The sequence below is a fragment of the Nostoc sp. JL33 genome, assembly GCF_017114985.1.
Lineage (GTDB): Bacteria > Cyanobacteriota > Cyanobacteriia > Cyanobacteriales > Nostocaceae > Nostoc.
In genome coordinates this window covers 107604-132134 of record NZ_JABXKP010000039.1, presented here as the reverse complement: position 1 = coordinate 132134, position 24531 = coordinate 107604, and the positions used below count along the sequence as shown (strand labels likewise).

Genomic DNA, 24531 nt, shown 5'->3' with positions numbered 1-24531 from the left:
TTTTTCATTCTCCCCCATGCCCAATCCCCCATGCCCCATGCCCAATGACAAATGACAAATGACAAATGACAAATGACAATTGACTATGATGTTGTAATTATTGGCGGCAGTCTTGCTGGATACTACGCTGCCCTTGCTGCAACCCAACTCCGGGCTACAGTTGCCCTGGTGGAACCTAAAGTAAACTATGGGTTTACTGATCACCATGCTCTTACCGAAATTGGTAAACTGGCGCAGAAGTTGAATGATGCCCCTGGTTTTGGTATTCATGCCACACACACTGATACCTCAGAAGAATGCCACATATCTATGGCATGGCAAGAAGCGATGCTGTATGCTCAATGCGTCGCCTCAAATCTCAAAGAACAGCATTCTCCAGGCATCCTAGCCGCGCTGGGAGTCGATGTCATCGTTGGCAGTGGTCAATTTCAATCTTCACCCCAACTGGCTTTTGCCGTTAACAATCGCCTGCTACGCGCCCGTACCTATTTGCTGGCGAGTGGTTCGCGTCCAGAAATGCCGGAGATTGAAGGATTGCAAGCCACTGGCTATCTAACCCTTTCTAATATTTGGCAATCCTTACAGGGAACGACATTACCCAAAAATTGGGTAATTATCGGCGGGGTTCCCCAAAGCATTGAAATCGCTCAAACTTTAGCGCGGTTTGGTTGCAGTGTGACGCTGGTAGTCAAGCATCCCTATGTTCTACCCCATCTTGACCCTGAGATAGCCATATTGCTTCAGGCGCAGTTGGAAGTCGAAGGTGTGCGCGTCCTCACCAAAAACCCAGTAACTCAGGTGAGGCTAATTGGGGATAAAAAGTGGATTCAAGCAGGAGATAAGGCGATTGAAACAGATGAAATTTTAGTGGCGACTGGACAACAGCCGAATCTTGAATCTCTAAATTTGGCAGCAGTAGGTGTGAAATGGCATCGGCGTAGTTTAGTGGTAAATGATAAACTGCAAACCACTAACCATTCTATTTACGCTTGTGGTGATGTAATTGGTGGTTACGAATTTGCCAATATCGCTAATTATGAAGCAAAAATTGCGCTGAACAATGCACTTTTTTTCCCCAGGTTACGAGTAAATTATCGCTCTATTCCTTGGGGGATATTTTCTGTGCCGATGGTAGCGCAAGTGGGTTTAACAGAGGTGCAGGCAAAACGCCTATTTAGTCGAGATGAAGTTTTAGTTTTGCGACAGTATTTTAAAACACTGGCAGCAGCCCAACTTCGAGACGAAACCACTGGTATGTGTAAATTAATTGTGCTACGCAATGGGGAAATTTTAGGAGCTTCGATATTAGGGGCAGAAGCTGGAGAATTAATTAATTTGATTGCCTTGGCAATGTCACAAAAAATTAAAGTCAAAGATTTAGCAAATTTATCTCCCGTCTATCCCAGTTTCTCAGAAATTCTGGAACAAACTGCAACACAGTGGAGTATGCAAAAGTTAAATAGCAATATTGCCTTGCAAGAGTTTTTAGAAGGCTTCTTCCATTTCCGCCGCAATTGGAATTTATGAGTGGGGAGTGGCGCTGTCAAGGTGAGTCTTGTATTCATTACTAGTTCTGCATTCGGAAGTTGAGCCTCTGCACTCGAAAGTTGAGCCTCTGAACTCGGAAGTTGAGCTTCTGAACTCGGAAGTTGAGCTTCTGAACTCGGAAGTTGAGCTTCTGAACTCGGAAGTTGAGCTTCTGAACTCGGAAGTTGAGCTTCTGAACTCGGAAGTTGAGCTTCTGAACTCGGAAGTTGAGCCTTTGAACTCGGAAGTTGAGCCTTTGAACTCGAAATTTTGAAAATTCTAAAACTTTCCGAACTTACGCACTCAAAACCTGAAGCTTCGATCCCCCCTAGCCCCCCTTAAAAAGGGGGGTATCTCAAAGAGCCAACTTTTTAAGGGGGTTGGGGGATCTCTTATCGACTGGGAACGAGGGAATATTAAATTTTGGTTTAAAACCCCTGCATTGCTACCCAGACTACCCACACTACCCCAGCCGCTACTAGAGGTACGCTGAGGTTATCTGTGCCGTGGGGTGAGACTGCCTCTGCTAGGGTTGCAAAAGTAGCAGTTACCACCGCCGTCAACAATGCCCATCCTGAACCGAAAGGCGTTGCTAGGGGACTCAGCGACGAACCAGGTAGCAATAACAGCACTAAGAAAATCGTCACTGTACTCGCTACAAACATTGCTGCTGAACCTTCCCAGGAACGTACAGAATTTCCCACTTGGTATTTATGCTGCCCGAAACGTCTACCGATTAACGCTGCTAGTGCATCACCCCAGGTCATCGCCATTATCCCAGCTACGGCGATTGGGGCGCCATCTACTGGCCCATCCGGTCGCCACAGTAGCCCGAACAGCAGGGTCACTGAGATCGCGAAATAAACCGTACCAGGTGAGCTATCTTGGGTATCCATTGCGCCGATGATTCGGTAGCGGTAAAAGAAGTAATTAAGTCCGATAAAGGTAGCAAAAGGGATAATTCCGATTTCCCAGTGGCTAAACAGTAGCAGGACGCCGAAAGCCCACATCCCTGCACCAATATGGATTACCTTGCGAGTCAAATCCGGCTTCACAGCAAACAGCTTACGCAATCCCTCGCCAATGACAAGCAGACTGGTAGCGTAGACATAAGAAATTGCTAGCCCGATAAAATCATTTGTCATTTGTCATGTCCGCCAAATTACCCGTAGAACCCCACCCCCAACCCCTCCCCGCCTGCGGGGAGGGGAGCTAAAGCGCAGCTTTGGCGGGGTGGGGTTCCGGGTATTATGCTTAATTGCCCGGACATGATACCATTTTAGGACTTACGCAAAGGTAACGGAAAACGAACCACAGAGGACGCAGAGGTCACGGAGGAATGAGAGTTTGAGAGGGTTTTTGCGTAAGTCCTACATTTGTGATTTACCCTCTGCTTCTTCACTTCGGTCGATCGCTATTTCGTCTCAGGTTTTTTTCTACTAACGAAACGCTGCCAATACCTTGAAGAATACCACGACCAATTAAACCTAAACCCCGACCAATTACTTGAGTGAGGATGAAGACTATACCGCTACCTACAAAAGCTAATAGTGATTTTAAACGCGGTGCGATCGCATCACTAAATTCTAGGAGCAATGTCACTACTAAAGGAATATTAGAAAGTTTTTCTAGCTCCTGATTTCGAGGAGCATAAACTGAAGCACTGGCAATGCCGCGAGGCGCAATTACAAATAGTTCATAGCGACTTTCAAAAACTGCTTTTGGCTCATTTATATAATTTTTAAACCGATATTTCCACGACAAATCATTTCTAAATCGTTCAATTTCCCTTGTGGAAATAAATTGACGCCCATAAAGATTTTGCTTAATATATTCTAAATCTGCTAAAGAATTTAGCACTGGTTGCACTACCCCATTCGCTACCTGAATTAACAAGTTCTCTAAAATCATTAATGCTTGGGACTTGGCTTCAGCGCTCACTACTGGATAGGAGGTATTATCAATGTTCAATTCTGTTTGAAATAGGAGATAAGAATACAACTCACAAACTAGCGGAATTTTATTCAGAATATCTCTTTGCACAACTTCTAGATTTCCCAACAATAAATTAACAATTTCTATATTTTGATTCCCTAATCTTATCCGAGAAAATTTCCCAAAAAAATCTGTAATTGCTGCTTGCCATAAATCGCGTAATAGGGTAATTTTTACCTCATATAATTGATTTATCTCTATTTGAGAAGCACGCAGTTCATCCAACTGTTCAGCCAATTTTTGCAGGATCAGATAAAGTAATTCCCGTTTTTTATCTTCACGAAAAATGTCAATTTCTAAAGGTACATCTGTAACATTTTCTAAAGGGAATTGAAGCTTGGTAACGCAAGATGCAAACAAGGCAGATTGTAGCGCTCCTGGACTAAGTAAAGCTGGCACAGTTTGCCTTTGTTGAATCGCACTACTCAATGGAGGAGTCAAAGGCGGCTGATCAGCAGGAATATCTTCTTCTTGCCTTTCTTGTGATGAAACCAACAACCGATTTAGCAACCAATGAGCCGCTAGCAGTTCTCGCCGCCGTCCAGCTAGAATTGCTCGATCTAGTACTGGTAGTCCGGGAACTTGTAATTGCGCTGTTACTGCGGCTAGGGTAGCGTCAATGTTAGTAATTCCTGACAAACGTAAATTATTTCGTAGTCTATAGAAAGGGAGTGGGGAGTGGGGAGTGGGGAGTAGGGGTTTAGCATTGCTAAACCCGTACAGGGAGTGGGGAGTTATTATTGCTTCCGTGTCCTGAAACCAATAAGTACCACCATTTGCAACTTCTTGCATGGCAACGACTAACTCAGGAAGTGGTGTACCTTTGGGGCAGTAGCCATTTACGCCAACAGATTTGGCAGCCAATAGCAGTCCTTGTTCTTGCACAGAACTGAGGAGCAAAATTGGCAGGTTGGGATATAAGGCTCTGAGTTGGCGACAGAATTGTATACCTAGCTGTTGACTGGTGGTGGAGCGACCATTACCAAATTCCAAAACCAGCAAATTTACCTGAGTAGGGTCTTTTTGGGCAATTTCTGCTAAAATCTCCAAGGCAGCAGTGTCAGTTTCTACCACTGCGATCGCTTCCAGGTGAGGAATTGCTTCCAGACCTACCCGTAATCCCAGACGAAAAATCGGGTCTTGGTCGATTAACAATAATTTTATCGGGCGATCGCTCATAGTCCACTCAATTACACAAGCAGTGTTTTTTAGCAATCAGAAAACAGCTTTGATACAAAACTTTGTCTTCCCCATTGTTACCTGTTTTCGCACGCTGATAAATCGATCATAATTGCCATAGGCAGCCTTTACTGTGTAATTAAATGAACTTGAGTATTCGCAACTGGTTGGCAGAACGCCAGATCGCAATCAATCAAATCAGAGGGTTTTCAGTGTGGCAATTGGCAGGTATTGCCTACCGTATTGTTCAGGATATTGGAAGTCAAAAGCCTCATGCCTTTTGATATTTGTACCTTGGTAGAGGTTTTAGAACTGCCCTTAAATATTGTTTGGGAAGAAATCAGTGTCATTTCCCAGTTGACAGAAAACCTGTTGCGTAGTCTCAGCCAAAAAAAACCATTAAAACGTAACGAAGGCACATGGCTAGCGTTTCAAATTGCCTATCTCCAGGCTTTGCAAGCAATTCTAGAGCAGGAAGCAAGCCTGCAAAAAAAGTATACCCATTCAACCACACAGACTTAAAGAAGACGCGGGTAAACTCAGCCTCGAAGATCCGCAACTGCAAGGATTGCTGAAAACTCTCAGCCCAGGTAAATTGACTGACACTCAAGCTGAACAAGCACTGTCTTTGGTTGCAGATTCATTACTGGTGCAACAAATAAATAATGCTGCTATAGCTTGGTTAGTTGCCAATGGTGCAGAGGAACCTGAAGCTAAACTCTGTAACACAGCGTTTGGTCAACTCACTTCCTGGTAACTTACTGGTAGTCGTTACCGAGAATGCTGCACCTTTAGCCCAACTACAAAAATTTTTCCGTTTGGGGATTTCATTATCTCCGAGTTTGATCACCCCAGAAGTTGGTTCTACAGCCGATGAGAAAATTGATTTGCACCGAGAACATTATCGTGCAAGTTTGATTAAAAACCTGAGTATGCCTTTGCTCATGGAATCCTTTGCACTTAAGGATATCTATGTGCCACAGAAAGGCTTACCAATAGAGGAAAGTATTTCTGAGCAGGATAAAAAAGCTGTTAAGCCAGTTGATTTAAAGACATGGGCGCACCAACAGCTAACTGATTTAGAAACGATCGCTGTTATTGAGTCGGAACCTGGTTATGGAAAAACTAGTTTTTGCCAACTTTGGGCAGCACAGGTAGCACAGGAATTTTACCCTACTTGGATGCCTATGATGAGACAGTTTTTGGACATAACTCCATTGGTGATAAGCTAATCGGCATTTAAGTTGCATGATCAAGGCGGGCTTTTCGGCCCACCCCACAAGAATTTGATAAAATTTAATATGCTTTCTTAGATGTGTTTTAGCTTAGTAATGCTTATTAGGTTTTATTGCCTATTGAAGCTAGAAGCCAGATTGTAAAAACCTCCTACTTCCTGACTCCTAACTCTCATCAGCCTTCTTGCGGGTTGCGGTAGCCAAAAAAGTTAATACTGTATTCAGTAATCCGCACTCCTGTTTGTTCTTCAATTTTGCGGATAAAATCTTCTGGCAGTTCCACATGAACATCGAGAATTTGATTTGTATCTATACAGTTGACATGACTGTGAGAGTCACTGATATTGCCGTACAAACGCCCATCACAGCGTTCAATACACTCAATGATGTTTTGACTTGATAATGCTTCTAAATTTTGATAAACAGAGGTATGACCGATCTCTTTGCCTTGTAGGTTCAAGCGATCGTAAATCTCTCTAGCAGAAAGATGTTCATTTGCTTGCCAAAGTAGTTCCAGAATAAAGCGACGCTGACGACTGACGCGCATACCCAGGATTTGACAGCGCTCAAGCGCATCTTCTAAAGAACGAATTGGTCTTGTAGTAATTGTTTGTTTTTGCATATTACAGCTTCTTAACTGTTGAGGGAATCTTCCCATCTAAATGTTTATTGGTTATTTAATATATGCAATGATATTGCACACCGCTTTTTACCTGTACTTGTGTTTTGGCTTTTGATGCTGCGGAAGTCACAGGTGCCGATAATGATTTTTTTTGCTTGTTGACGGCTACTTTCTCAGACCTTAATCTAAAACAAACTCATTACAACTTTAACTTAAAATTGCTGTAAATGTCCACCTTGGGGCAAGCCTTGCCTTTTCCAAGTAGGCTGATTTTAATTGCATACCATGTGAAACGTGTAGTAATTTTTTAGTTAAATGTGAGTAATTATAGCAATGAAAAAAGTAATATTTAATTTTAGTAAAAATCGGTGAAGTGAGCGGCGATGGCTCCGCCCGCCGCAGCCATCGCCAGCAGCTAATATGAATACTAGCAAATAGATGTAGCTTTTTTAAAGCCAGCAAAAATTAAGCAAAAGTATCAAATAAATTTGAGCAGGTGAGACTTGTGTATAGGTTGACCAAATTATCAGCAAAAAAGTATCAGTAAATACTAATTGATTTGTGAAAAAGACTTTGTGCTACTAAAAGTCAATCTAGCGTCAATGCCTGAAAGCTGCTACTGTAGATTCTCGATCCTACAGTTGAGCATCAAGAAAGTGGCTGCTGAATCAATTACAATTGCGATCGCACTTAATAATGACTTCATTAACAATCTGGATCTGTCGCCTGCCTCAACGGTGATTGAACAACTGCTGCAAGATGGGGTTGCATCCCATGAACAGCAGCTACGCTTTGATATCAATTACGATCTCCAAGCTGGCGATCCACGGGAACTCTCAGAAATTCCAGAGGTGCGGCTGTGGTTTGTGCGCCTAGATGCCAAATACCCCTGGTTGCCATTTCTACTAGATTGGAAAGCTGGAGAGTTTGTTCGTTATGCCGCGATGCTTGTACCACACCAGTTCAGTTCCCAAGAAGGCATTCAGTACAATCCCGAAGCCTTAGAAATATTTTTGATGCACAAAATCTTTATTTTAGGTGATTGGCTTAAACAGCAGGACATCCCCAGCCTATCGCGGCTGAAGTCTATGGCCCAAATGCTGGGTTATGAATTAGAAGATGCTTTTTTTGAGATATTTTAAATTGATTGAAGAATTCAGAAGTCAGAATTCAGAAGTCAGAATTCAGGAGTCAGAATCAATCAGTCGCGGGTCTGAATCCCCGACTGATTGAAGACCACTAAATTTTTAATTTAGTGGGGTGCAAAAACGCCGATTATTCATCCGCTTTTTCGGTCAGAATACCTTTCCTGTATTCTGACGACTGACGCATGTATTCTGTTCGATAACCGCAAAATCTAGCTGTCACGTCCAGGTTTTGCGGTCATTCAACAAACGCATAACTACATTTGGATATCGAATAGACTGATTGCAGAAATTGGGGCAAAGTGCTGGTTTAGCCAGCCCAAATTTTCTCTAAAACTGCGTTTGGTGAAATATCCGCCGTTTTTCCCGTGGGGGATTCAATAGCCAGGAATTTATCGTTTTTCGGCAACAACTTCGCTGGAACGCTGGGCCCAAATAGGGCGATGGTATAGGTTTGGACTGCAACACTCAGTTGTAGTGCCGCAGTATCAGTAGATAACATCAAATTTGCCCCGGCAATTATGGCAGTTAACTTACCAATATCATCTGGGGCAGTCACTTTGATATCTGAAGAAGACTCCAGAGATCGCACAAACTGCTCATCGTCAAGTCCCTTAATGACTACCACAGGCAGATCCGGCTGCTTCTGTTGGAAGTTTTGAATAATTTGCTGCCACTTTTCCACAGGGTAGATTTTATCCGGTTCTTTAGCCTGGGATAACTGGCCAGAACCGCCATCAATCAAGATATAGCCTGTTTCATGCACCCCTAAGCGTTTCTGTTCCTTCTGTGCCCACTCAATATCTGGTTTTGGCACATTTACTGCTAACTCTGGGACAGGGGTTTTTATGCCCAATGGTTGCAGCAAATCGTGATATAGTTCCGCCGCATACTGGGATGGTTTGAACGGCACAGCGTGGGTAAGAAAAGCCGAGCCTTTACCTTGGTAGCCAATGCGTATAGGAATTCCCGTCAACCAGAGTAAAAGAGCCACCAACCAATTTTGCTTAACAGCAATGGCAACATCGTATTCGCGATCGCGAATTGTGCCCACCAAGTTACCCCAATCTGCCAGACTGTTACGGTCTTTAAAATCAAAGGCTAGTACCTCGTGAACTGACTTGCTCACTTGGTAGGCAGCCTTTGACCGGGGTTCAACAACGACATCTATCTGAGCGTTAGGGTAATGGCGCTTCAGGTCATCTAGAGTCGGAAAGAAGAGAATTTGGTCGCCAATTCCGCTAGGTACAAGGGCTACTACTCGCATAATATTTATTGACGCTTACTCGCTCCCTATTTTAGGGGAAAATATATAGCTTAAAGATTGAGGAATTCTGTGTATTTACTAATTCCAGCTGCCGGAATCGGAAAAAGAATGGGGAGTAACCGCAATAAACTCCTGCTGAAGGTGCGATCGCAACCAATTATTGCTTGGACTCTATTAGCCGCAGAAGCCGCCACTACAATCAGTTGGATCGGGATTATTTCTCAACCTGCTGACTGGTCTGACTTTAAAGCAATTATCGCTGAACTAAAGCTGACTAAACCAGTGGAATTGATTCAAGGTGGCTCCACCCGCCAAGAATCTGTTTACAATGGCTTGCGGGCACTACCAGTCGCCGCAGAACAAGTGTTGATTCATGATGGGGCTAGATGCCTTGTCACACCAGATTTATTTAACTCTTGTGCCGATGCCATTCGCCACTGTCCGGGTTTAATTGCTGGTGTACCCGTCAAAGACACGATCAAAATTGTTGATGAACAAGGCATAATTCAAGAAACACCCGACAGACGACAACTATGGGCGGCACAAACTCCCCAAGGATTTGATGTCAAGTTGTTGAAACAGTGCCATGCTGAAGGTGTCCGTCAAGGTTGGGAAGTAACTGACGATGCCGCTTTATTTGAAAGGTGCGGCATCAAAGTCCGAATTGTCGAAGGAGAGGAGACAAATTTAAAAGTGACTACTCCCCAAGATTTAGCGATCGCAGAATTTATTCTCACGAGCAGAGGCTTTTGAGGCAGACAAAGGGAATAACCAATGCCTAATGCCCCATGCCCTGTTTGGCCAATGCCCAATCTTTAATTTGATACCTTAAAAAAATATTTTGACAATCTACGATATAATGCCACACACTTGTTGATTATTAGTTGTCATCTGCTAATGACTAATGACTAAATGACTACAGCCACAGCGACGAAGATAGAAGCAATTCTTTATTTAAAGGGTAAACCCTTGTCGCTCGGCGAAATCGCCGAGTATGCGGCGTGCGATCGCGCCACTGTCAAAGAAGGCATAATTGAACTAATGGACAACTATGCCCATCGAGATAGCGCCCTAGAGGTCATAGAAACCGCAGACGGTTACAGTTTGCAACTCCGGTCTGACTTTCATGATTTGGTGCAAACTATCATACCAGTAGAATTGGGTGTAGGCGCATTGCGGACTTTAGCAGCGATCGCCCTCAATAGTCCCATACTCCAGAGTGACTTGATTAACCTGCGCGGTTCAGGAGTATATCAGCACGTTCCAGAACTCGTCGAACTTGGTTTCATCCGCAAGCGCCGAGACAGCGATTCTCGTTCCTACTCACTCCAAGTAACGCCGAAATTTCATCAGTATTTCCAAATCGAACAACTCCCACAAATACTTTCCATCAGCCAGAAGGAAGAACAACTAGAACTAGAACTAGAACTAAAGGGAGTGGGGAGTAGGGAATAGGGAATAGGGAATAGGGAATAGGAGAACTCTTGCATAAATTTAAATTGTCATATTGAGCAAACTGAAAAATCTGGTGAGATTCTTCTCTCCACTGCGTTCCGTACCCTGCGGGAACAGAATGACATTGCTGTTTTTATTGCAAGAGGTCTAGGGAATAAACTAATCACCAATGCCCTGTTTGGCCAATGCCCTCTGTTTTTGACAGCCTATACCCGTGGTGAATGCGCTAGCCTTGAACTATGGTTTAGAGTAGAGTGGTTTAGAGTAGAGTTAGCAATTAAGCTAAATAAAACTGCCAATGGTGTTTAATCCTGACTTTTTGAATGACAACTCTGAGGAACACCCTAATCAACTTCTTTCCGGCCACTCTGAGGAATACCCCAATCAGTTACTCAAATATCTACAGCATCAGTCTCCTGATGTTTTAGCGAGGATTGCTCAGTCCGCCAGCCCTGAAATTAAACAAATCATCTCGCAAAATGTCCAAGGGCTAGTGGGAATGCTCCCGGCAGAAAGTTTCAACGTGCAAATCACAACAGATCGGGAGAACTTAGCTGGGCTTCTAGCGTCGGCCATGATGACGGGGTATTTTCTGCGCCAGATGGAACAAAGAATGCAGTTAGAGCATTTGTCTAATGGTCAATAATCAATAGTCAGTAGTCAAACATTCTCGGACTATTGACTATTGACTACTTCCTTTCAGGATAAGCTCCTAATTGTACTTTGAAGGTTTGAATTTTATCATTGCGGTTGACTTCGATCGCTAATATGTCCCCAACTTTGCTCGCCTCTACCAACTTCTGTACTTGGGCTGAGGTTTTGACAGGTTTACCGTTAACTTTTTGAATCACGTCTCCAGGAAGAAGTGCTACTTGCTTGGCTGGAGAATTGTCTGTAACTCCTCTAATGACAATCCCAGCTTCCTGCTGAATGTTCAGTTGATTTTCTTGATTAATCTGCTGTTTTCTGATTGGAGAAAGGTCTGCCATTTCAATACCCAAGAAGGGATGTTCTACATGCCCTTTGGTAAAAAGTTCATTGGCGACGCGGGCGGCGGTTTCAATGGGGATGGCGAAACCGAGTCCTTGAGCATCGGCGCGGATGGCAGTGTTAACACCAATCACTTCCCCTTGGGCGTTTAACAAGGGGCCACCAGAATTACCAGGGTTAATTGCGGCATCAGTTTGGATAAAGCTGACTCGCTTATCTGGGACACCAACTTGAGTGCTGGTGCGATCGGTAGCGCTGATGATGCCGATAGTGACAGTATTATCTAAACCTAGAGGATTGCCAATAGCGATCGCCCACTGTCCCGGCACTAAGTTTTGCGAATTGCCCAGCTTTGCGATCGGTAAATGATTTGCTTTTATTTTCACGACTGCCACATCTGTCACAGAATCAACTCCTACCACCTTTCCCTCTAGACTCCGACCATCCTTGAGGGTGACTTGTACTGTATCTGTATCTGCTACCACATGAGCATTGGTGAGTAATTCTCCATCTTCGCTCAAAATAAATCCCGATCCTGTACCACGCTCAATGCGTTCTTCGGGAATTGGTTCCTCATCCTCTCCAAAGAATCGCCGCAAGAGGGGATTTTTCAAAGCGTCAGAGATCGGATTGGCGACTTTGCGAGTGGCATTAATTCGTACCACAGCCGGGCCAACTTTTTGCACTGCCGTCGCAATAAAATTCAGATTATCGCCCCCAGTAGCCCCAATCGCTCCGTTAGGAGAATTCGGAACTACGGATTCTGGAGGCGAAGCCATTGTTACATTTTTTAACTGTTGGAACGAGCGGTTTTGTGGCAGGAGATAGCGACTGCCAAACAAACCTGCACCACCGCCGATCACCAATAAAAACACATAAACCGCCACTTGCTTTAAGGATAACTTCATAATCGTTTTGCTTAAGGACAGCAATGCAGTTGCTAATTTCTAAGTGTAGTCAAGCTAACGGCAAGTGGACAGATCAATTTACAAGGAATTGGGCATTGGGCATTGGGCATTGGGCATTGGTTATTCTCCTCATCTCCCACCCTGCGGGAAGCTAAAGCTACATCTCCCTCATCTCCCCCACTCCCCACTCTCCACTCCCCACTCCCCACTCTTCCCATTTAAAATTTAAAGTTAATGCGCTCTTGACGTGTATACATGATTTTACCCTTTCGTCAACTGTTTCTCTGTAGCTTAGTTAGCGCCTTGGCACTAGTAAGCATACTGCCAAACTTGAAGAGTGCCAACGCTGCTGTCGCTGGTTGCCCAACTCCAGCCTTATCTCGCTTCCAACGCCATAAAGTTGTTCGTGGCGAAACTTTGGAGAGCATAGCGCAGCGCTACAATCTCATACCTACAACTATTATTGGCATGAATCCAGCTTTGCAGAATGGTGCGATCGCCACAGTTGGTAGTGTACTTCAAATTCCTCCTTACAATGGGGTTGTAGTCGAAGTGCCTCGCGGTGAAACTTGGCGACAAGTAGCGGCAAAATACAAAGTTCGTGCTGATAGCCTTTTTGAAGTAAATGGCTGCCAACAAGACCCCAGAATTGTGTTTGTTCCGGGGGTAAATTGGTCGCCCAATGGTGTTATAACTAAGTCCCCTTTACCTACTAATACAGATACGCCAAACCGTGCATCCCTATCTGGATATCCCTTGGCACAAGTGGCAACGATCGGATTAGCTTACGGCTGGCAAATTAATCCGGCGACAGGTGAAGTTTTCTTTCATAGTGGTGTTGACTTATTAGCACCAGTTGGTAGTGATGTGCTTGCGATCGCACCTGGAACTGTAGCCTTTGCCAGTGACCAAGGTACTTATGGCAAGTTGGTCATTATTAACCACAGTGGCGGACTCCAAAGCCGTTATGCTCAACTTGAGAGTATCAAAGTTACTGTCGGTCAGCAAGTGAAAAAAGGAGACATATTGGGAACCGTAGGTACCAGTGGACAACCAAGTTCCAGTCAACCGCATCTCCATTTTGAAGTGCGTTCTAGCTCATCTCTGGGTTGGGTAGCGGAAGATCCAAAGAGTTATTTGAAGAAATGAGGGAGTGGGGGAGTAAGAATTTTAGATTTTAGATTTTAGATTTTAGATTAAAGAATTGAAATTTAATCCAAAATCGTCAATCCAAAATCCAAAATTGAATTGCCCTATGCCCAATTCCCAAATTCGCTAGATTTTACAATGTGCATTCCTGCTTCTGCAAACCTTGCAAATGCCGCATCTGCCTGTTCTGTGTAGTCTACAACACCGGGAACAACAACGGGGGAAGTGCAATCTTCTAGCAGATATATTTTTTGAGCAAGGGTAGCATCTACCTGTTTAATTTCTGTTAATAAATCGTCAATTGTCCAGGCGACGCAATGACTTTTAGCTTGACCACCAATAATTACTGCATCAAATTCTAAAAGTTGTTTAATCAGGTGTGTGTTCTTTTGAGCAAGTGGACGTTGCTCAAAATCTTCCAACACTTCTGGACGCAAGATGGAATAGTTTTCTGTTAAGGGATTTTCCCCTTTAATTTCAAATTGTGTCTGACTCTGACGAGCAATGCCGTGAAAAAATATTGCTTCTTCTACCGATGGAACTAAAGCATGACCAATACCACCCAACATAGAATGATAAGGCCAAACAATGAGAGGATATTTACCGTCCTGACTTAGTTGCTTAACGTAATGATAAGCGTGTTTTTCTAATAATTCGTAATCCCCATTAGTAACGCTATCAGCAACTGCTGGGTTAACTTTCCAGATACCTTGTTCGATATCTCCAGCAGTGATGCTAGTCGCTGCTGGGGTAGGATGTTCTCCGGCGGCATTCACCCAAAAAATTGGATGGAAGATTTGCGTTGCTTTGTGGGTATCTAAAGTAGGTATAATTTTTGTAATTACTCCCAAGTTGCGATAGATAAAATCACACAATTTGACGTTATCATCCACCGCCGCAGTACCGGATTTTCCACCTACAAATAATTCAAATCCAGGAATGCAGAAGGTGTTTTGGACATCAATTAATAGTAAGCAAATGCTGGTTTTATCTAAAGATGCAGGTTTGATATCGTGTTGTTTTGCCCAGATTTCAGCTTCGGCGGCACGTTCTTGGTAAGCTACGCGCCAAACTTCGCCGACCTGATCGGGGTTAAAGTGCGGAGGAATAGATAGTTGGGGTGTTATTTGGGTGTTCATAATTACAGTCGCTTTTATTCTGTAATAACACCTATAATTTCAATCCCCAAATTTTATTAAGAACGTGAATTAAATAAAATGCAAAACTTCATCCTATATCTAGCTTCCCTCTCCAATATATCGGAGAGGGATTGAGGGTGAGGTAAGCCAGGGACATAAATTGTATCTTATTTAATTCTTATTCCTAAGTCTAGCGTTACCTTAGTAAACATCATCATGAGAACCTAAAGTCAACAAAGAAATTACTAATTCCCCAGAATCGGGATGAGGAACAAACTCAAATAGAATACGATTGCTGTAGTCTATGGAACAAGCCCATGTACCCAATAAATCCCCTTTAAGTTTATGAGTACGCAAGCTAGGGTAAAACGGATCTTCAGCAAGTTGTTGTAATCTTTGCTCAACTACAGAGCGTAATTCTGGATTTCGACGGGCTAAACGGTTAAAATCTCGAATAAATCTTGCACTCCATAGCAGCTGCATCAATCATCTAACTCCGCCATTAAATCAGCAACAGTTCCACTACGTACTTCCCCTTTAGCATAGGCTTCACGAGCTTCTGCAACCGCCTTTAATAGGTCATCCCGTCGCTGTTGCTTGAGGCGCTTTTGGATAATATCTACAAGAATAGCCTGAGCTTCTGGATCTAATGCTTCTACCGCTTCTATGGCTTTCTGGAATGTAGATGTTTTTTCTAGCATGGGCGTCAAAAAATTTGGTGATAAGTCTAATTTAGCTCGTGGTGTGTGTAATCTGTTTACTCAATAGTATATTTGTATTATGAAAGTATAAATTTAGCGTTAGCGAAGCCTAACGAAGTTATCGCTCTTATGAACCGAGATGAATTACTCAAACGCTATGCCGCAGGTGAGAGAGACTTTTCAGGAGTTGACCTTAGTCGTGCTAATCTCTATGAAATTGACTTGACAAATGCGAATCTAAGTAGAGCTAACATCAGTTATGCTAACCTTGGTGATGCTAACCTTCAAAGCACTAATTTGCATCAAGCCGATCTAAGTCGTGCCGATCTAAGTTATGCCAATCTGAGTGATACCAATCTGAGTGATGCTAATTTGTATCTTGCTCAATTAGATGGTGCAGAACTGAGCAATACTAATCTAAGTCGTGCCAACTTACAAGGAGCATCAGAGATAAATGGTGGGAGCAATGTCAACCTGAGTGACGCTGATCTAAGACACGCTAGGCTAACGCATGGTGAACTGATAAACTCCAACTTGAGTGGAGCTAATTTAAGCCGTATTGACCTAAATCATAATTATTATTTTAAATTAATAAATGTCAATTTGAGTAATGCCAATTTACAGTATGCCGATCTGAGGGGTATCGATTTGAGGAATGTTGACCTCACAAATGCTGACTTAAGTTATGCAAACTTAATTGGTACTCTTTTAGTTGGAGCAAATCTTAGTGGTACTATCCTAAAAAATACTCTCTATACAGATCCAGATTTACCTACTGATATTGAACAACTTTCTCAAGCATACTTCATTGCTCCTGGTGTCAATTTGAGCAGTGCCAACTTAAGTAATGTATGTCTAGAATACTCAGACTTGAGTGGTGCTGATTTGAGTTATGCAAACCTGAGTGATGCCAACTTAGAATATGCCAATCTCATTGGTGCTAACTTGACTGGTGCTAACTTGAATAGTGCGAAATTGTCTGATACCAGACTCAGAAGTGCAAACCTTACTGCTGCTGATCTGAGAAATGCTAATCTAAGTGGTGCTGACCTGATTAGTGCAAATCTTAGTGGCGCTGAACTTAGGGGTACTAGTTTGTTTTATACTCTTTACAGTTCAAAGACAATTTTTCCACCTGAAATTGATTTAACTAACGCAACCTACATTGGTGCTGGTGCCGATTTATCAAACTCTAAGCATAGTTTAATGGGTTTGGATCTACAGGACTGTGACCTAAGCAGTATCAACTTGAGAGGTCGCAATCTTAATAATGCTAATCTAATTGGTGCTAATCTAAGCAATGCTAACTTGAAGAAGACTTCTTTAAAAAACGCTAATTTACAACAAGCTAATCTCAGTTACGCCAATCTTGAACAAGCAGATTTGAAAGATACAAAACTTGAGGCTGCTATTTTTTACAATACAATCATGCCTGATGGTAGTATAAAGAATGATAATTTATAGTTAAATTCTTGCAGGTTGGGTCATAGAATTACGATGAATTTAGTAGTATTTATGACTCAGTAGTAAGGCGATCGCTTTGTTAAGCTTTCCTGTGCGATCGCTACTTCCACTACTCAGTTAAAAGGATTTTTAAGCAATATATCATTAAAAATGAGCAAAACCTCTAAATAGCTCTTTATTTCTTTGCTTGTGTTATTTTGCTTTTTTTTCTATCTAATCGCCCAAAAAAGCTCTAGCTGTGGCAATCTGAGAGACAGAGACTTATCAAACCTGATATTTTAGCTACAGCAAATTTACCTGATAGGGTTATGCAAACTCTACCGACTCTTACAACTTCTAACACCACAGTAGATCAACCCACCTTTGATACAACTATCAAGCGGCGTAAAACCCGTCCTGTAAAGGTGGGAAATGTCACCATTGGGGGCGGCTACCCCGTTGTGGTGCAGTCAATGATTAACGAAGACACTCTTGATATTGATGGTTCCGTGGCTGGTATTCGTCGTCTGCACGAAATTGGCTGCGAAATAGTCCGCGTCACAGTGCCGAGTATGGCTCATGCTAAAGCTTTAGCAGAAATTAAACAAAAATTAATAAAAACTTACCAAGACGTGCCAATTGTGGCTGATGTCCATCACAATGGGCTGAAAATCGCTGTGGAAGTCGCCAAGCACATAGAAAAAGTGCGGATTAATCCGGGATTGTATGTGTTTGAAAAGCCAAACATCAATCGAACTGAGTATACTAAAACCGAATTTGACGAAATTGGCGATAAAATCCGCGAAACCCTAGAACCTCTAGTAGTTTCTTTGCGCGACCAAGGAAAATCGATGCGAATTGGGGTAAATCACGGTTCCCTCGCTGAAAGAATGCTATTTACCTACGGTGACACCCCAGAAGGAATGGTGGAATCTGCTATAGAATTCATTCGTATCTGTGAATCGTTGGATTTCCGCAACTTGGTTATTTCCATGAAAGCCTCACGAGTACCAGTGATGCTAGCCGCCTATCGCCTGATAGCCAAGCGCATGGATGACCTAGGTATGGATTATCCGCTACACTTAGGCGTTACGGAAGCCGGTGATGGCGAATACGGGCGAATTAAATCCACAGCTGGTATTGCAACCTTACTTGCTGATGGCATTGGCGATACAATTCGCGTGTCACTTACAGAAGCACCAGAAAAAGAAATTCCCGTCTGTTACAGCATTCTCCAAGCTTTGGGATTGCGAAAAACGATGGTGGAATACGTCGCTTGTCCTTCCTGTGGACGCACTTTGTTTAACCTAGAGGAAGTGCTGCACAAAGTCCGGGATGCCACTAAACACTTAACAGGTCTTGATATAGCAGTTATGGGTTGTATTGTCAATGGCCCCGGAGAAATGGCGGATGCCGACTATGGTTATGTTGGCAAAACACCTGGTTACATTTCTTTGTATCGTGGCCGAGAGGAAATTAAAAAAGTCCTAGAAGATAAAGGTGTAGAGGAATTAATTAACCTGATTAAGGCAGATGGACGCTGGGTAGAACCATAAAGGGACTAGGGGAGTGGGGAGTATAGGGAGTAGGGAGTAGGGGATGAGGGGGATGAGGGGGATGTAGCTTTAGCTTCCCGCAGGGTGGGAGATGAGGGTGTAAGAATTTTAGATTTTAGATTTTAGATTAAAGAATTGAAATTTAATCCAAAAGACGCTCTCTACGTTCGCGCAGCGTGTCGCAGACAGACGCTGCGCGTAGCTTGTCCTCCGCAGGAGTACGCGGACTCGCTCTCCGTGGCGCTATCGTCAATCCAAAATCCTTGCATTGAATTGCCCAATGCCCCATGCCCCATGCCCCACTCCCCACTCCCCACTCCCCAGTTCGCCAGATTGTCAAGTATTTTGTTGAAATTAGGAATACATATTCGGTCTGTACAGTGGTAGCCTGTGTTAGATTGAGCATACTGAAATATATATTTTCCCTCTGACGCAGCTGTCATTATGGTGATTACAAAAAGTAGGCTTGTTTTGGGTGCTACGGCAGTGACACTCTCCACGATCGCTGTTACTAGCCTTGGCATTCACTCGCGAGGTCAGGCTTTATTTAAAGCAAGTCCCAAAGCATTGGTAGATGAAGTTTGGCAAACTATTGACCGCCAATATGTAGACGGTACTTTTAATCAGCTAGATTGGCGGGCTGTTCGTAAAGAGTACTTGAGCAAGTCCTACAGTAATCCGCAGGAAGCGTATAAGTCCATTCGGGAAATGCTTAAAAAGCTACAAGACCCATACACCCGGTTTATGGACCCAGAGGAATTTAAAAATATGCAAGTGGACACCTCTGGAGAACTAATAGGAATTGGGATCACGATTGGTCAGGATGAAAAAACGAAGCAACTGGTTGTAATTGCGCCAATCGAAGATACACCAGCCTTTAAAGCTGGTCTTTTGGCGAAAGATGTCATCATCAAAATCGACGGCAAAGATACTAAGGGGATGGATAGCAATCAGGCAGTATCCTTGATTAGGGGTGAAGCAGGAACGCAAGTCAGCCTGACAATTGCGCGCGACGCTCAGAGAAAAGAGTTTGTCATCAAACGGGCGCGGATTGAAATCCATCCAGTTAAGTTTTCCCAGAAACAAACTCCAGCAGGGAATCTTGGGTACATTCGCTTGAACCAGTTCAGCGCCAATGCTGGTAAAGAAATGCAAACCGCTATCAAAAATTTAGAAACCAAACGCGTAGCTGGATATATTCTGGATCTGCGTGGTAATCCAGGCGGCTTACTCTTCTCCAGTGTGGATATTGCCCGGATGTGGATAAATAAAGGTAAGATTGTCTCCACAGTTGAACGCCAAGGAGAGGCAGAAAAGGAAGAGGCAAATGGACGAGCCTTGACAACTAAACCGTTGGTGGTGCTGGTAGATAAAGGTTCAGCCAGTGCAAGTGAAATCCTCTCAGGGGCCTTGCAGGATAATAAGCGTGCTACTTTGGTTGGTACTCAAACCTTTGGTAAGGGACTGGTGCAATCGGTGCGTCCCCTGGAAGATGGTTCAGGATTGGCGGTGACAATTGCTCATTACTATACCCCTAGCGGTAGAGATATCAATCATAAAGGCATTGATCCAGATGTAAAGGTGGATTTGACCAAAGCGCAGATGGAGGAGTTGTGGCTCCATGAACGTGAAAAACTCGCTACCCTAGCAGACCCACAATTCGCTAAAGCAGTGGAAGTCATAGGTAAAGAAATTACTGCTAAACGCACGCCCACAGCAGAAAAATGAAGAGTTAGGAATAAAGTTAGGAGTGAATAGTGAGGAGTTAGGAATAAAAACCATTATTGGCAATTTCAAACTCTGCCAATTTTAGATTTTAGATTTTTCCTTCAATCCAAAATCTAAAATCCCAATTTAAATGACTCCTAACTTAAACTGGTTGGCACTTTCTGGCCCTAATAAGTCCCACACGCCGAGCGATCGCTTCTTCTTGCGAACTAAAAGGCCCCCACTGTTCTATAATCTCTAGATTATCGTCTCCAACTTTGTCGCTGGGGATAATTTCGCAATTACCAGCAGAACGCTTGACAATATACCAAGTTTGTGAGTCATTCATGCTTGAAAAAAATTTGTTTTTTACGGTAGGGTGTGTTAAGTAAAAGCGTAACGCACCCTACATTTAAATTTCTACATTTAAATTTATTAACATAGCTTGAAAGATTTGCGCCGACTTACTTAGAGAAAAAATTTTCGCGCGTATGCGATGCCTACGGTGGGCTGCGCCAACACGCCGGATCTGATTTGGCTATAGACTACACTCACGAACCAGTTCCGTAGAGTCATAAATTTGCTATTTGCCCTTGGCTATCACAGTGATAAATTTTAATCAAAATATAAAGTGTACTTAAATAAGTAGATGAATTTATATATATAATACATATATAATACTTTTGAAATTCAAGGGATTGATATGCGTTTACCTATGATTATCAGTGCCGGATTATTGCTATCTTTGGGTCTGAACCTACCAGTAATGTCCAAATCTCCCATAGAGATAGCACAATCGCCAGCGAGTAATAACTTGAATTTAAGGCGATTAGAAAAGCGATTAGAATTTAATCGGCGTTTCTGGAATCAGCAAAATATTTCCAATTATGACTATGAATTGAGCAATAGTTGCTTTTGTATACCCGACGCTAGGGGGCCAGTAGTGATTAAAGTACGTAATGGTAAAACAACTTCTATCACTTCTGTAGCTACAGGTCAACCAGTTAATCCAGAATTGTTTCAAAACTATAATACAATTCCTAAGCTGTTTAATGTGATTCAAGATGCTATCAACCGTAAAGCCTTTAGCCTGAATGTGCGGTACAGTGCTAAATTCGGCTATCCAACCCAAATTGATATCGATTACAACAGTCAGATAGCTGATGAAGAAAAATATCTCACAATTGAGAATTTTAAGGAAATTAAATAGCCAAAGCTGCAATTAGAAATTTAGATATTAAGCCAAAGCGTTCTTTGAATCACTTAATTACTAAATGTGGAGTGGCTGTAGGTCTACCCCAATTTGTAGTCAACTAAAGTATGAGATGAGATGCGATCCGCCAAAATTGGATATCAAAGCTTTCTCTGCTTGATGGGTTGAGCCGGATTACCTGCATAAATAGTCATCGGCTCTAGTGAGCTTCCAGTCACGCCACCTAAAGTCAGTACTGCTCCCCGACCAACAGTAACTCCTGGGCCAATTACTGACTTTGCAGCAATCCAACTACTCTCTTGAATATGGATTGGAGCATCAATCAATTTAAAATCGGGATGATTCCAATCATGATTTCCAGTGCAGAGATAGACCCCTTGAGATAGACAAACATGCTTTTCGATCGTGATCAGAGCAAGGTTATCTATCCACGTATCTTCTCCAATCCAAACAAAATCACCAATGTTTAATCGCCAGGGAAACTTTACCCGCACTCCCGGTTTAATGCGGACACCTTGACCGATTTTAGCTCCAAAACTGCGGAGTACCCAAATCTTAAAAGCTGAAAATGGTAGCCAATAACTTTCAACTAAGGGCGACCCAACAAAATACCAAAAAAGTTGCTTCCAGTATGTTGTGCCTGGAGTATAGTTGCCAATAGTATATTGATCTAGACGCATATGGTGGGTAAGCAAGGTAGGTTAAACAAGAATTCAATCAGCTAAAAGTTAGAGCGCCGGAAACCAGCGCTCTAAAGTTTTCAAGATAGTGAGGGATTGATACCTACCACTAAAGATAAGGGTAGCGATCGCCTTGGCTCTGGGCATGTGAAAATCTGAAGTAATTAGAAATAGGTGTTGGATCTGCTGTTGCTGGAAAACCTTGAGTCTACAAGATATTCTGGTAAAAGTTTTCTTTCAATAATCGCATGATAAACAGAGGTAAGATTTTGAGCGATCGCTTCCCAGGAATATTGCTGTTTGACAAGCTGTTTGCCATTCTCGCCTTGCTGTTGCCTCAGATTGGGAGATTTCAGTAATTGGGCGATCGCTTCTGCCAATGTTTCAAGTGTACCCTCAACAACCAACCCAGCTTGGGCAGCAGCAACCTCTGGAGAAATTTGAATTCCTGGAGTTATAATCACAGGCAATCCAGCTGCCATTGCCTCAGCGACGGCGATACCGAAATTCTCGGAAAAAGATGGTAAAATAAACATATCTGACCCTTGTAGCAGCAAGTCTTTCTCTTGCCCCATCACAAAACCAGCAAAGGAAATTTGATCTGAGATGCCAAGGGATATTGCCAAGTTTTTTAGCTGAGTTTCATATTCTGGTTCTCCTGAACCCGCTATGATTAGGTGAAAATCATAGTTTTGTTCTACAAGACGACTAAGTGCTTGTAGTAGTAAGTCTGGGCGTTTTTTGTAGTGAAGACGAGAAAGAAACAGCATTACGGGTGTTTCTGTAGAAATGCCGTAGATGTGTCGTAGTTTTTGTTTGGCATCGGGTAAAGGGTGAGGGATATTCACCCCAAGAGGTAAAGTGAGGACGGGTGTCTTAACACCGAAATTACGGATATCTGCTGCTTCACCAGCAGATGTAGAATGAATAACAGCCGCACGATTCAGATTATGATGCTCAATCAGCCGACTATAAACCTGTTTTTTGAAGGGACTTTGAGCTAGTGCCCAAGGTGACAATTGACCCATTGTACGAACTAGATAGGGGATTCCTTGCCAACGAGCGATCGCCGCAGCACAAGTCGGAGCATAGGAAAAAAGATAGTGAGTTTCCACTAAGTTATAATTTCGCATATGCTGCCAAAGCCAAGGTGCTAACTCAGGAGAGAAGATATATTCTTTGATTCGGCGGGAAACACGGGGTAAAAACCAGATTGGCACTTCTTTATACTCGATACGCTGACGAAGAGGGACATCCAATAAAGTATTTCCATCATCGTTGGTGGTGACAATCTCAATATCTGACCCAAGCTGGCGCAGGGCTTTGACCAAGTTTAGAACAACTTCAGTAGGGCCGCCCATAGTCAGACTGATGGAGGGTATGACTTGTAATATCTTCATCTAATTTTTAGGTTAATTTTGTTGATCAACTTCATCAGGTAGTGGGTAGTAGTTGAGTTTGAATTAACTCAGCCAGAGTTTGTTGGAACTGTTCAAATCCAAATCTGGCAATCACTTGTTCGCGTAAAATTTGAGGTTGATAGAGGATAGGGTGAGGATAAGCACCTTGTAAGATTTGAATCAGTGTTTGGGCGATCGCATTTACATCATCAGGATTCACCAAAACGCCTAACTCCCCATTACAGAGGGCATCAACTGCACCATCTTGATTCCCTGCTAAAGTTGGTTTGCCACAAGCCAGAGCTTCCAAATAGACAATTCCAAATCCCTCTCCTTTACTAGGCATGGCAAAAACATCGCAGACATTGTAATAGTCACAGAGTTCTGAATCTGGTATAAATCCTGCTAATGTTACACAGTCGTCTAAGTTTAATTGAGAAATTAGTTGCTCAATTCGGGGGCGATCGCTTCCTTTGCCTACTAAGATGTAATGAGCATGGGGAATAGCTAGGCGAATCTGTGGCATTGCTAGTAAGATTTGGTCGTAGCCCTTGTAGCGTTCACTATTGTCTAATCGAGCTACGGTCAAAATGATTGGCTGTTGAACAGTTAACCGATGACGTTTAAGTAAATAATTTGGTTTGGGACTGAGCTTAAAGCGTTCTGCATCAAAAGTAACTGGTAAAAGCTCAATTTTATCTGGAGATAAATTCTGCTCTTCAATTAGGCGATCGCGGGTATAACTACTAATTGAGATTATTTTTTCAGCAGCATATAACGCTTTGATTTTCCATATATTTTTAATTTCCCAAGCATCAATACCATAAACAATAATTCCATAAGGAATACCCGTAACCCGACGAACAAAAAATGCTACAGGAGCAAAATTGATATGCCCACACAAAATGAATTTTGGACGATTAATTAATGCTTTTGTAATTAATTTAAAAGTAAAGTGCGCTGTTTTAAAAAAAACCGGATAATGACCACTAAAAGTAAACGAGTAATTTTTTGAATTGAATTTATCTACAGGTTTATTTCTGTCAAGCTTATCTAAAATACATACAGATAAGTTTGGTAGTGCTTCTTGTATAGCCTGTAGAACATCCTGGAGATAAACCTGAATACCACCCTTAAACTCAAACAGGTTAGGAAACCAAAGATGCAGAGAGTCTGTCGTTGCAGATTTGGGTTTTTCAACCTTGATTATTTGCATATTG

At 42.7% G+C, this 24531-nt stretch carries 24 protein-coding genes and 1 pseudogene; 12 read left to right on the top strand and 13 right to left on the bottom strand.

Annotated features, from left to right (window positions below):
* The first annotated feature begins 72 nt into the window (after nucleotides 1–72).
* Together HWQ23_RS10595 and HWQ23_RS10590 are read left to right on the top strand one after the other, a co-directional pair.
* Entirely contained in the window at nucleotides 73–1527 is a 1455-nt protein-coding gene (locus HWQ23_RS10595; protein WP_292827478.1) for a dihydrolipoyl dehydrogenase family protein, read from the top strand.
* A gap of 28 nt (nucleotides 1528–1555) precedes the next feature.
* Nucleotides 1556–1801: a hypothetical protein gene (locus HWQ23_RS10590; RefSeq protein ID WP_292827475.1), complete on the top strand. Its 246-nt coding sequence runs from the start codon at nucleotides 1556–1558 to the stop codon at nucleotides 1799–1801.
* Nucleotides 1802–1955: 154 nt separating this feature from the next.
* On the opposite strand, the gene HWQ23_RS10585 is transcribed toward HWQ23_RS10590, so the two are convergent.
* Together HWQ23_RS10585 and HWQ23_RS10580 are read right to left on the bottom strand one after the other, a co-directional pair.
* Nucleotides 1956–2672, bottom strand: a complete 717-nt coding sequence (locus HWQ23_RS10585) for a diacylglycerol/polyprenol kinase family protein (RefSeq protein WP_292827472.1) — start codon at nucleotides 2670–2672, stop codon at nucleotides 1956–1958.
* Between the two features lie 253 nt (nucleotides 2673–2925).
* Nucleotides 2926–4701 (bottom strand): DUF3685 domain-containing protein, encoded by a 1776-nt coding sequence (locus HWQ23_RS10580; RefSeq protein ID WP_292827633.1) that lies wholly within the window; start codon nucleotides 4699–4701, stop codon nucleotides 2926–2928.
* Between the two features lie 143 nt (nucleotides 4702–4844).
* Between HWQ23_RS10580 and HWQ23_RS33650 the strand changes: the two are divergent.
* Nucleotides 4845–5912: pseudogene (locus tag HWQ23_RS33650) on the top strand (pentapeptide repeat-containing protein); the annotation flags it as partial.
* 199 nt (nucleotides 5913–6111) lie between these two features.
* Here the strand turns inward: HWQ23_RS33650 and HWQ23_RS10570 are convergent.
* Nucleotides 6112–6558, bottom strand: a complete 447-nt coding sequence (locus tag HWQ23_RS10570; RefSeq protein ID WP_292827469.1) for a Fur family transcriptional regulator — start codon at nucleotides 6556–6558, stop codon at nucleotides 6112–6114.
* A gap of 671 nt (nucleotides 6559–7229) precedes the next feature.
* Between HWQ23_RS10570 and HWQ23_RS10565 the strand changes: the two genes are divergently transcribed.
* Nucleotides 7230–7700 carry a CRR6 family NdhI maturation factor gene (locus tag HWQ23_RS10565; RefSeq protein WP_292827630.1) on the top strand — a complete coding sequence of 157 codons (471 nt, stop codon included), beginning with the start codon at nucleotides 7230–7232 and terminating at the stop codon, nucleotides 7698–7700.
* 313 nt (nucleotides 7701–8013) lie between these two features.
* On the opposite strand, the gene HWQ23_RS10560 is transcribed toward HWQ23_RS10565, so the two are convergent.
* Nucleotides 8014–8970 (bottom strand): glycosyltransferase family 9 protein, encoded by a 957-nt coding sequence (locus HWQ23_RS10560; RefSeq protein ID WP_292827466.1) that lies wholly within the window; start codon nucleotides 8968–8970, stop codon nucleotides 8014–8016.
* Nucleotides 8971–9039: 69 nt separating this feature from the next.
* Between HWQ23_RS10560 and ispD the strand changes: the two genes are divergently transcribed.
* From ispD to HWQ23_RS10545, 3 genes are all read left to right on the top strand, one after another.
* On the top strand, nucleotides 9040–9723 hold the full coding sequence (gene ispD / locus HWQ23_RS10555; RefSeq protein WP_292827463.1) for a 2-C-methyl-D-erythritol 4-phosphate cytidylyltransferase: 684 nt from the start codon (nucleotides 9040–9042) through the stop codon (nucleotides 9721–9723).
* A gap of 159 nt (nucleotides 9724–9882) precedes the next feature.
* On the top strand, nucleotides 9883–10425 hold the full coding sequence (scpB, locus tag HWQ23_RS10550; RefSeq protein ID WP_292827460.1) for an SMC-Scp complex subunit ScpB: 543 nt from the start codon (nucleotides 9883–9885) through the stop codon (nucleotides 10423–10425).
* A gap of 298 nt (nucleotides 10426–10723) precedes the next feature.
* Entirely contained in the window at nucleotides 10724–11071 is a 348-nt protein-coding gene (locus HWQ23_RS10545) for a DUF760 domain-containing protein (protein WP_292827457.1), read from the top strand.
* Nucleotides 11072–11114: 43 nt separating this feature from the next.
* Here the strand turns inward: HWQ23_RS10545 and HWQ23_RS10540 are convergent, their stop codons facing one another.
* Nucleotides 11115–12323: an HhoA/HhoB/HtrA family serine endopeptidase gene (locus HWQ23_RS10540; protein ID WP_292827454.1), complete on the bottom strand. Its 1209-nt coding sequence runs from the start codon at nucleotides 12321–12323 to the stop codon at nucleotides 11115–11117.
* 255 nt (nucleotides 12324–12578) lie between these two features.
* Between HWQ23_RS10540 and HWQ23_RS10535 the strand changes: the two genes are divergently transcribed.
* A complete protein-coding gene (locus tag HWQ23_RS10535) occupies nucleotides 12579–13472 on the top strand; it encodes a LysM peptidoglycan-binding domain-containing M23 family metallopeptidase (protein WP_292827451.1) in 894 nt (297 codons plus the stop codon).
* Nucleotides 13473–13576: 104 nt separating this feature from the next.
* Here HWQ23_RS10535 and HWQ23_RS10530 read toward each other — a convergent pair whose 3' ends face one another.
* The 3 genes from HWQ23_RS10530 to HWQ23_RS10520 all read right to left on the bottom strand — a co-directional run bounded on the left by HWQ23_RS10530 (nucleotide 13577) and on the right by HWQ23_RS10520 (nucleotide 15312).
* A complete protein-coding gene (locus HWQ23_RS10530) occupies nucleotides 13577–14611 on the bottom strand; it encodes a cysteine hydrolase family protein (protein WP_292827448.1) in 1035 nt (344 codons plus the stop codon).
* A 201-nt stretch (nucleotides 14612–14812) separates the two neighbouring features.
* On the bottom strand, nucleotides 14813–15094 hold the full coding sequence (locus tag HWQ23_RS10525) for a type II toxin-antitoxin system RelE/ParE family toxin (RefSeq protein WP_292827445.1): 282 nt from the start codon (nucleotides 15092–15094) through the stop codon (nucleotides 14813–14815).
* Entirely contained in the window at nucleotides 15094–15312 is a 219-nt protein-coding gene (locus tag HWQ23_RS10520) for a hypothetical protein (protein ID WP_190955524.1), read from the bottom strand. The genes HWQ23_RS10525 and HWQ23_RS10520 overlap by 1 nt, the downstream gene beginning before the upstream one ends.
* 129 nt (nucleotides 15313–15441) lie before the next feature.
* On the opposite strand from HWQ23_RS10520, the gene HWQ23_RS10515 reads away from it, so the two are divergent.
* Both HWQ23_RS10515 and ispG read left to right on the top strand, forming a co-directional pair.
* On the top strand, nucleotides 15442–16776 hold the full coding sequence (locus HWQ23_RS10515) for a pentapeptide repeat-containing protein (protein ID WP_292827438.1): 1335 nt from the start codon (nucleotides 15442–15444) through the stop codon (nucleotides 16774–16776).
* 308 nt (nucleotides 16777–17084) lie between these two features.
* Complete coding sequence (ispG, locus tag HWQ23_RS10510) at nucleotides 17085–18311, top strand: (E)-4-hydroxy-3-methylbut-2-enyl-diphosphate synthase (protein ID WP_292827435.1); 1227 nt, start codon at nucleotides 17085–17087, stop codon at nucleotides 18309–18311.
* A gap of 161 nt (nucleotides 18312–18472) precedes the next feature.
* Here the strand turns inward: ispG and HWQ23_RS10505 are convergent, their stop codons facing one another.
* Nucleotides 18473–18754 carry a hypothetical protein gene (locus tag HWQ23_RS10505; protein ID WP_292827432.1) on the bottom strand — a complete coding sequence of 94 codons (282 nt, stop codon included), beginning with the start codon at nucleotides 18752–18754 and terminating at the stop codon, nucleotides 18473–18475.
* A gap of 1 nt (nucleotide 18755) precedes the next feature.
* On the opposite strand from HWQ23_RS10505, the gene ctpC reads away from it, so the two are divergent.
* Nucleotides 18756–20039 (top strand): carboxyl-terminal processing protease CtpC, encoded by a 1284-nt coding sequence (gene ctpC / locus HWQ23_RS10500; RefSeq protein WP_292827429.1) that lies wholly within the window; start codon nucleotides 18756–18758, stop codon nucleotides 20037–20039.
* A 142-nt stretch (nucleotides 20040–20181) separates the two neighbouring features.
* Here ctpC and HWQ23_RS10495 read toward each other — a convergent pair whose 3' ends face one another.
* The gene (locus HWQ23_RS10495; RefSeq protein WP_292827426.1) at nucleotides 20182–20367 is read right to left on the bottom strand and encodes a DDE transposase family protein; all 186 of its coding nucleotides are present in this window, start codon (nucleotides 20365–20367) and stop codon (nucleotides 20182–20184) included.
* A 354-nt stretch (nucleotides 20368–20721) separates the two neighbouring features.
* Here HWQ23_RS10495 and HWQ23_RS10490 point away from each other — a divergent pair, with 354 nt between their 5' ends.
* Nucleotides 20722–21228 (top strand): DUF6174 domain-containing protein, encoded by a 507-nt coding sequence (locus HWQ23_RS10490; protein WP_292827423.1) that lies wholly within the window; start codon nucleotides 20722–20724, stop codon nucleotides 21226–21228.
* A gap of 143 nt (nucleotides 21229–21371) precedes the next feature.
* Here the strand turns inward: HWQ23_RS10490 and HWQ23_RS10485 are convergent, their stop codons facing one another.
* The 3 genes from HWQ23_RS10485 to HWQ23_RS10470 all read right to left on the bottom strand — a co-directional run bounded on the left by HWQ23_RS10485 (nucleotide 21372) and on the right by HWQ23_RS10470 (nucleotide 24527).
* Nucleotides 21372–21911 carry a WcaF family extracellular polysaccharide biosynthesis acetyltransferase gene (locus HWQ23_RS10485; protein WP_292827420.1) on the bottom strand — a complete coding sequence of 180 codons (540 nt, stop codon included), beginning with the start codon at nucleotides 21909–21911 and terminating at the stop codon, nucleotides 21372–21374.
* A gap of 164 nt (nucleotides 21912–22075) precedes the next feature.
* Nucleotides 22076–23311, bottom strand: coding sequence for a glycosyltransferase (locus tag HWQ23_RS10475; protein ID WP_292827417.1), 1236 nt, complete (start codon nucleotides 23309–23311; stop codon nucleotides 22076–22078).
* 34 nt (nucleotides 23312–23345) lie between these two features.
* A complete protein-coding gene (locus HWQ23_RS10470) occupies nucleotides 23346–24527 on the bottom strand; it encodes a glycosyltransferase (RefSeq protein WP_292827414.1) in 1182 nt (393 codons plus the stop codon).
* Nucleotides 24528–24531 lie beyond the last annotated feature (4 nt).

What these genes read in the sequence shown, in the direction of transcription:
- HWQ23_RS10470 (WP_292827414.1), bottom strand. Translation starts at nt 24,527, where the DNA reads ATGCAAATAATCAAGGTTGAAAAACCCAAATCTGCAACGACAGACTCT.
- HWQ23_RS10495 (WP_292827426.1), bottom strand. Translation starts at nt 20,367, where the DNA reads ATGAATGACTCACAAACTTGGTATATTGTCAAGCGTTCTGCTGGTAAT.
- ispG (WP_292827435.1), top strand. Translation starts at nt 17,085, where the DNA reads ATGCAAACTCTACCGACTCTTACAACTTCTAACACCACAGTAGATCAA.
- ctpC (WP_292827429.1), top strand. Translation starts at nt 18,756, where the DNA reads ATGGTGATTACAAAAAGTAGGCTTGTTTTGGGTGCTACGGCAGTGACA.
- HWQ23_RS10540 (WP_292827454.1), bottom strand. Translation starts at nt 12,323, where the DNA reads ATGAAGTTATCCTTAAAGCAAGTGGCGGTTTATGTGTTTTTATTGGTG.
- HWQ23_RS10595 (WP_292827478.1), top strand. Translation starts at nt 73, where the DNA reads ATGACAATTGACTATGATGTTGTAATTATTGGCGGCAGTCTTGCTGGA.
- HWQ23_RS10515 (WP_292827438.1), top strand. Translation starts at nt 15,442, where the DNA reads ATGAACCGAGATGAATTACTCAAACGCTATGCCGCAGGTGAGAGAGAC.
- HWQ23_RS10505 (WP_292827432.1), bottom strand. Translation starts at nt 18,754, where the DNA reads ATGACAGCTGCGTCAGAGGGAAAATATATATTTCAGTATGCTCAATCT.
- HWQ23_RS10585 (WP_292827472.1), bottom strand. Translation starts at nt 2,672, where the DNA reads ATGACAAATGATTTTATCGGGCTAGCAATTTCTTATGTCTACGCTACC.
- HWQ23_RS10525 (WP_292827445.1), bottom strand. Translation starts at nt 15,094, where the DNA reads ATGCAGCTGCTATGGAGTGCAAGATTTATTCGAGATTTTAACCGTTTA.
- HWQ23_RS10530 (WP_292827448.1), bottom strand. Translation starts at nt 14,611, where the DNA reads ATGAACACCCAAATAACACCCCAACTATCTATTCCTCCGCACTTTAAC.
- HWQ23_RS10520 (WP_190955524.1), bottom strand. Translation starts at nt 15,312, where the DNA reads ATGCTAGAAAAAACATCTACATTCCAGAAAGCCATAGAAGCGGTAGAA.
- HWQ23_RS10485 (WP_292827420.1), bottom strand. Translation starts at nt 21,911, where the DNA reads ATGCGTCTAGATCAATATACTATTGGCAACTATACTCCAGGCACAACA.
- HWQ23_RS10475 (WP_292827417.1), bottom strand. Translation starts at nt 23,311, where the DNA reads ATGAAGATATTACAAGTCATACCCTCCATCAGTCTGACTATGGGCGGC.
- HWQ23_RS10570 (WP_292827469.1), bottom strand. Translation starts at nt 6,558, where the DNA reads ATGCAAAAACAAACAATTACTACAAGACCAATTCGTTCTTTAGAAGAT.
- HWQ23_RS10490 (WP_292827423.1), top strand. Translation starts at nt 20,722, where the DNA reads ATGCGTTTACCTATGATTATCAGTGCCGGATTATTGCTATCTTTGGGT.
- HWQ23_RS10580 (WP_292827633.1), bottom strand. Translation starts at nt 4,701, where the DNA reads ATGAGCGATCGCCCGATAAAATTATTGTTAATCGACCAAGACCCGATT.
- HWQ23_RS10560 (WP_292827466.1), bottom strand. Translation starts at nt 8,970, where the DNA reads ATGCGAGTAGTAGCCCTTGTACCTAGCGGAATTGGCGACCAAATTCTC.
- scpB (WP_292827460.1), top strand. Translation starts at nt 9,883, where the DNA reads ATGACTACAGCCACAGCGACGAAGATAGAAGCAATTCTTTATTTAAAG.
- HWQ23_RS10535 (WP_292827451.1), top strand. Translation starts at nt 12,579, where the DNA reads ATGATTTTACCCTTTCGTCAACTGTTTCTCTGTAGCTTAGTTAGCGCC.
- HWQ23_RS10545 (WP_292827457.1), top strand. Translation starts at nt 10,724, where the DNA reads ATGGTGTTTAATCCTGACTTTTTGAATGACAACTCTGAGGAACACCCT.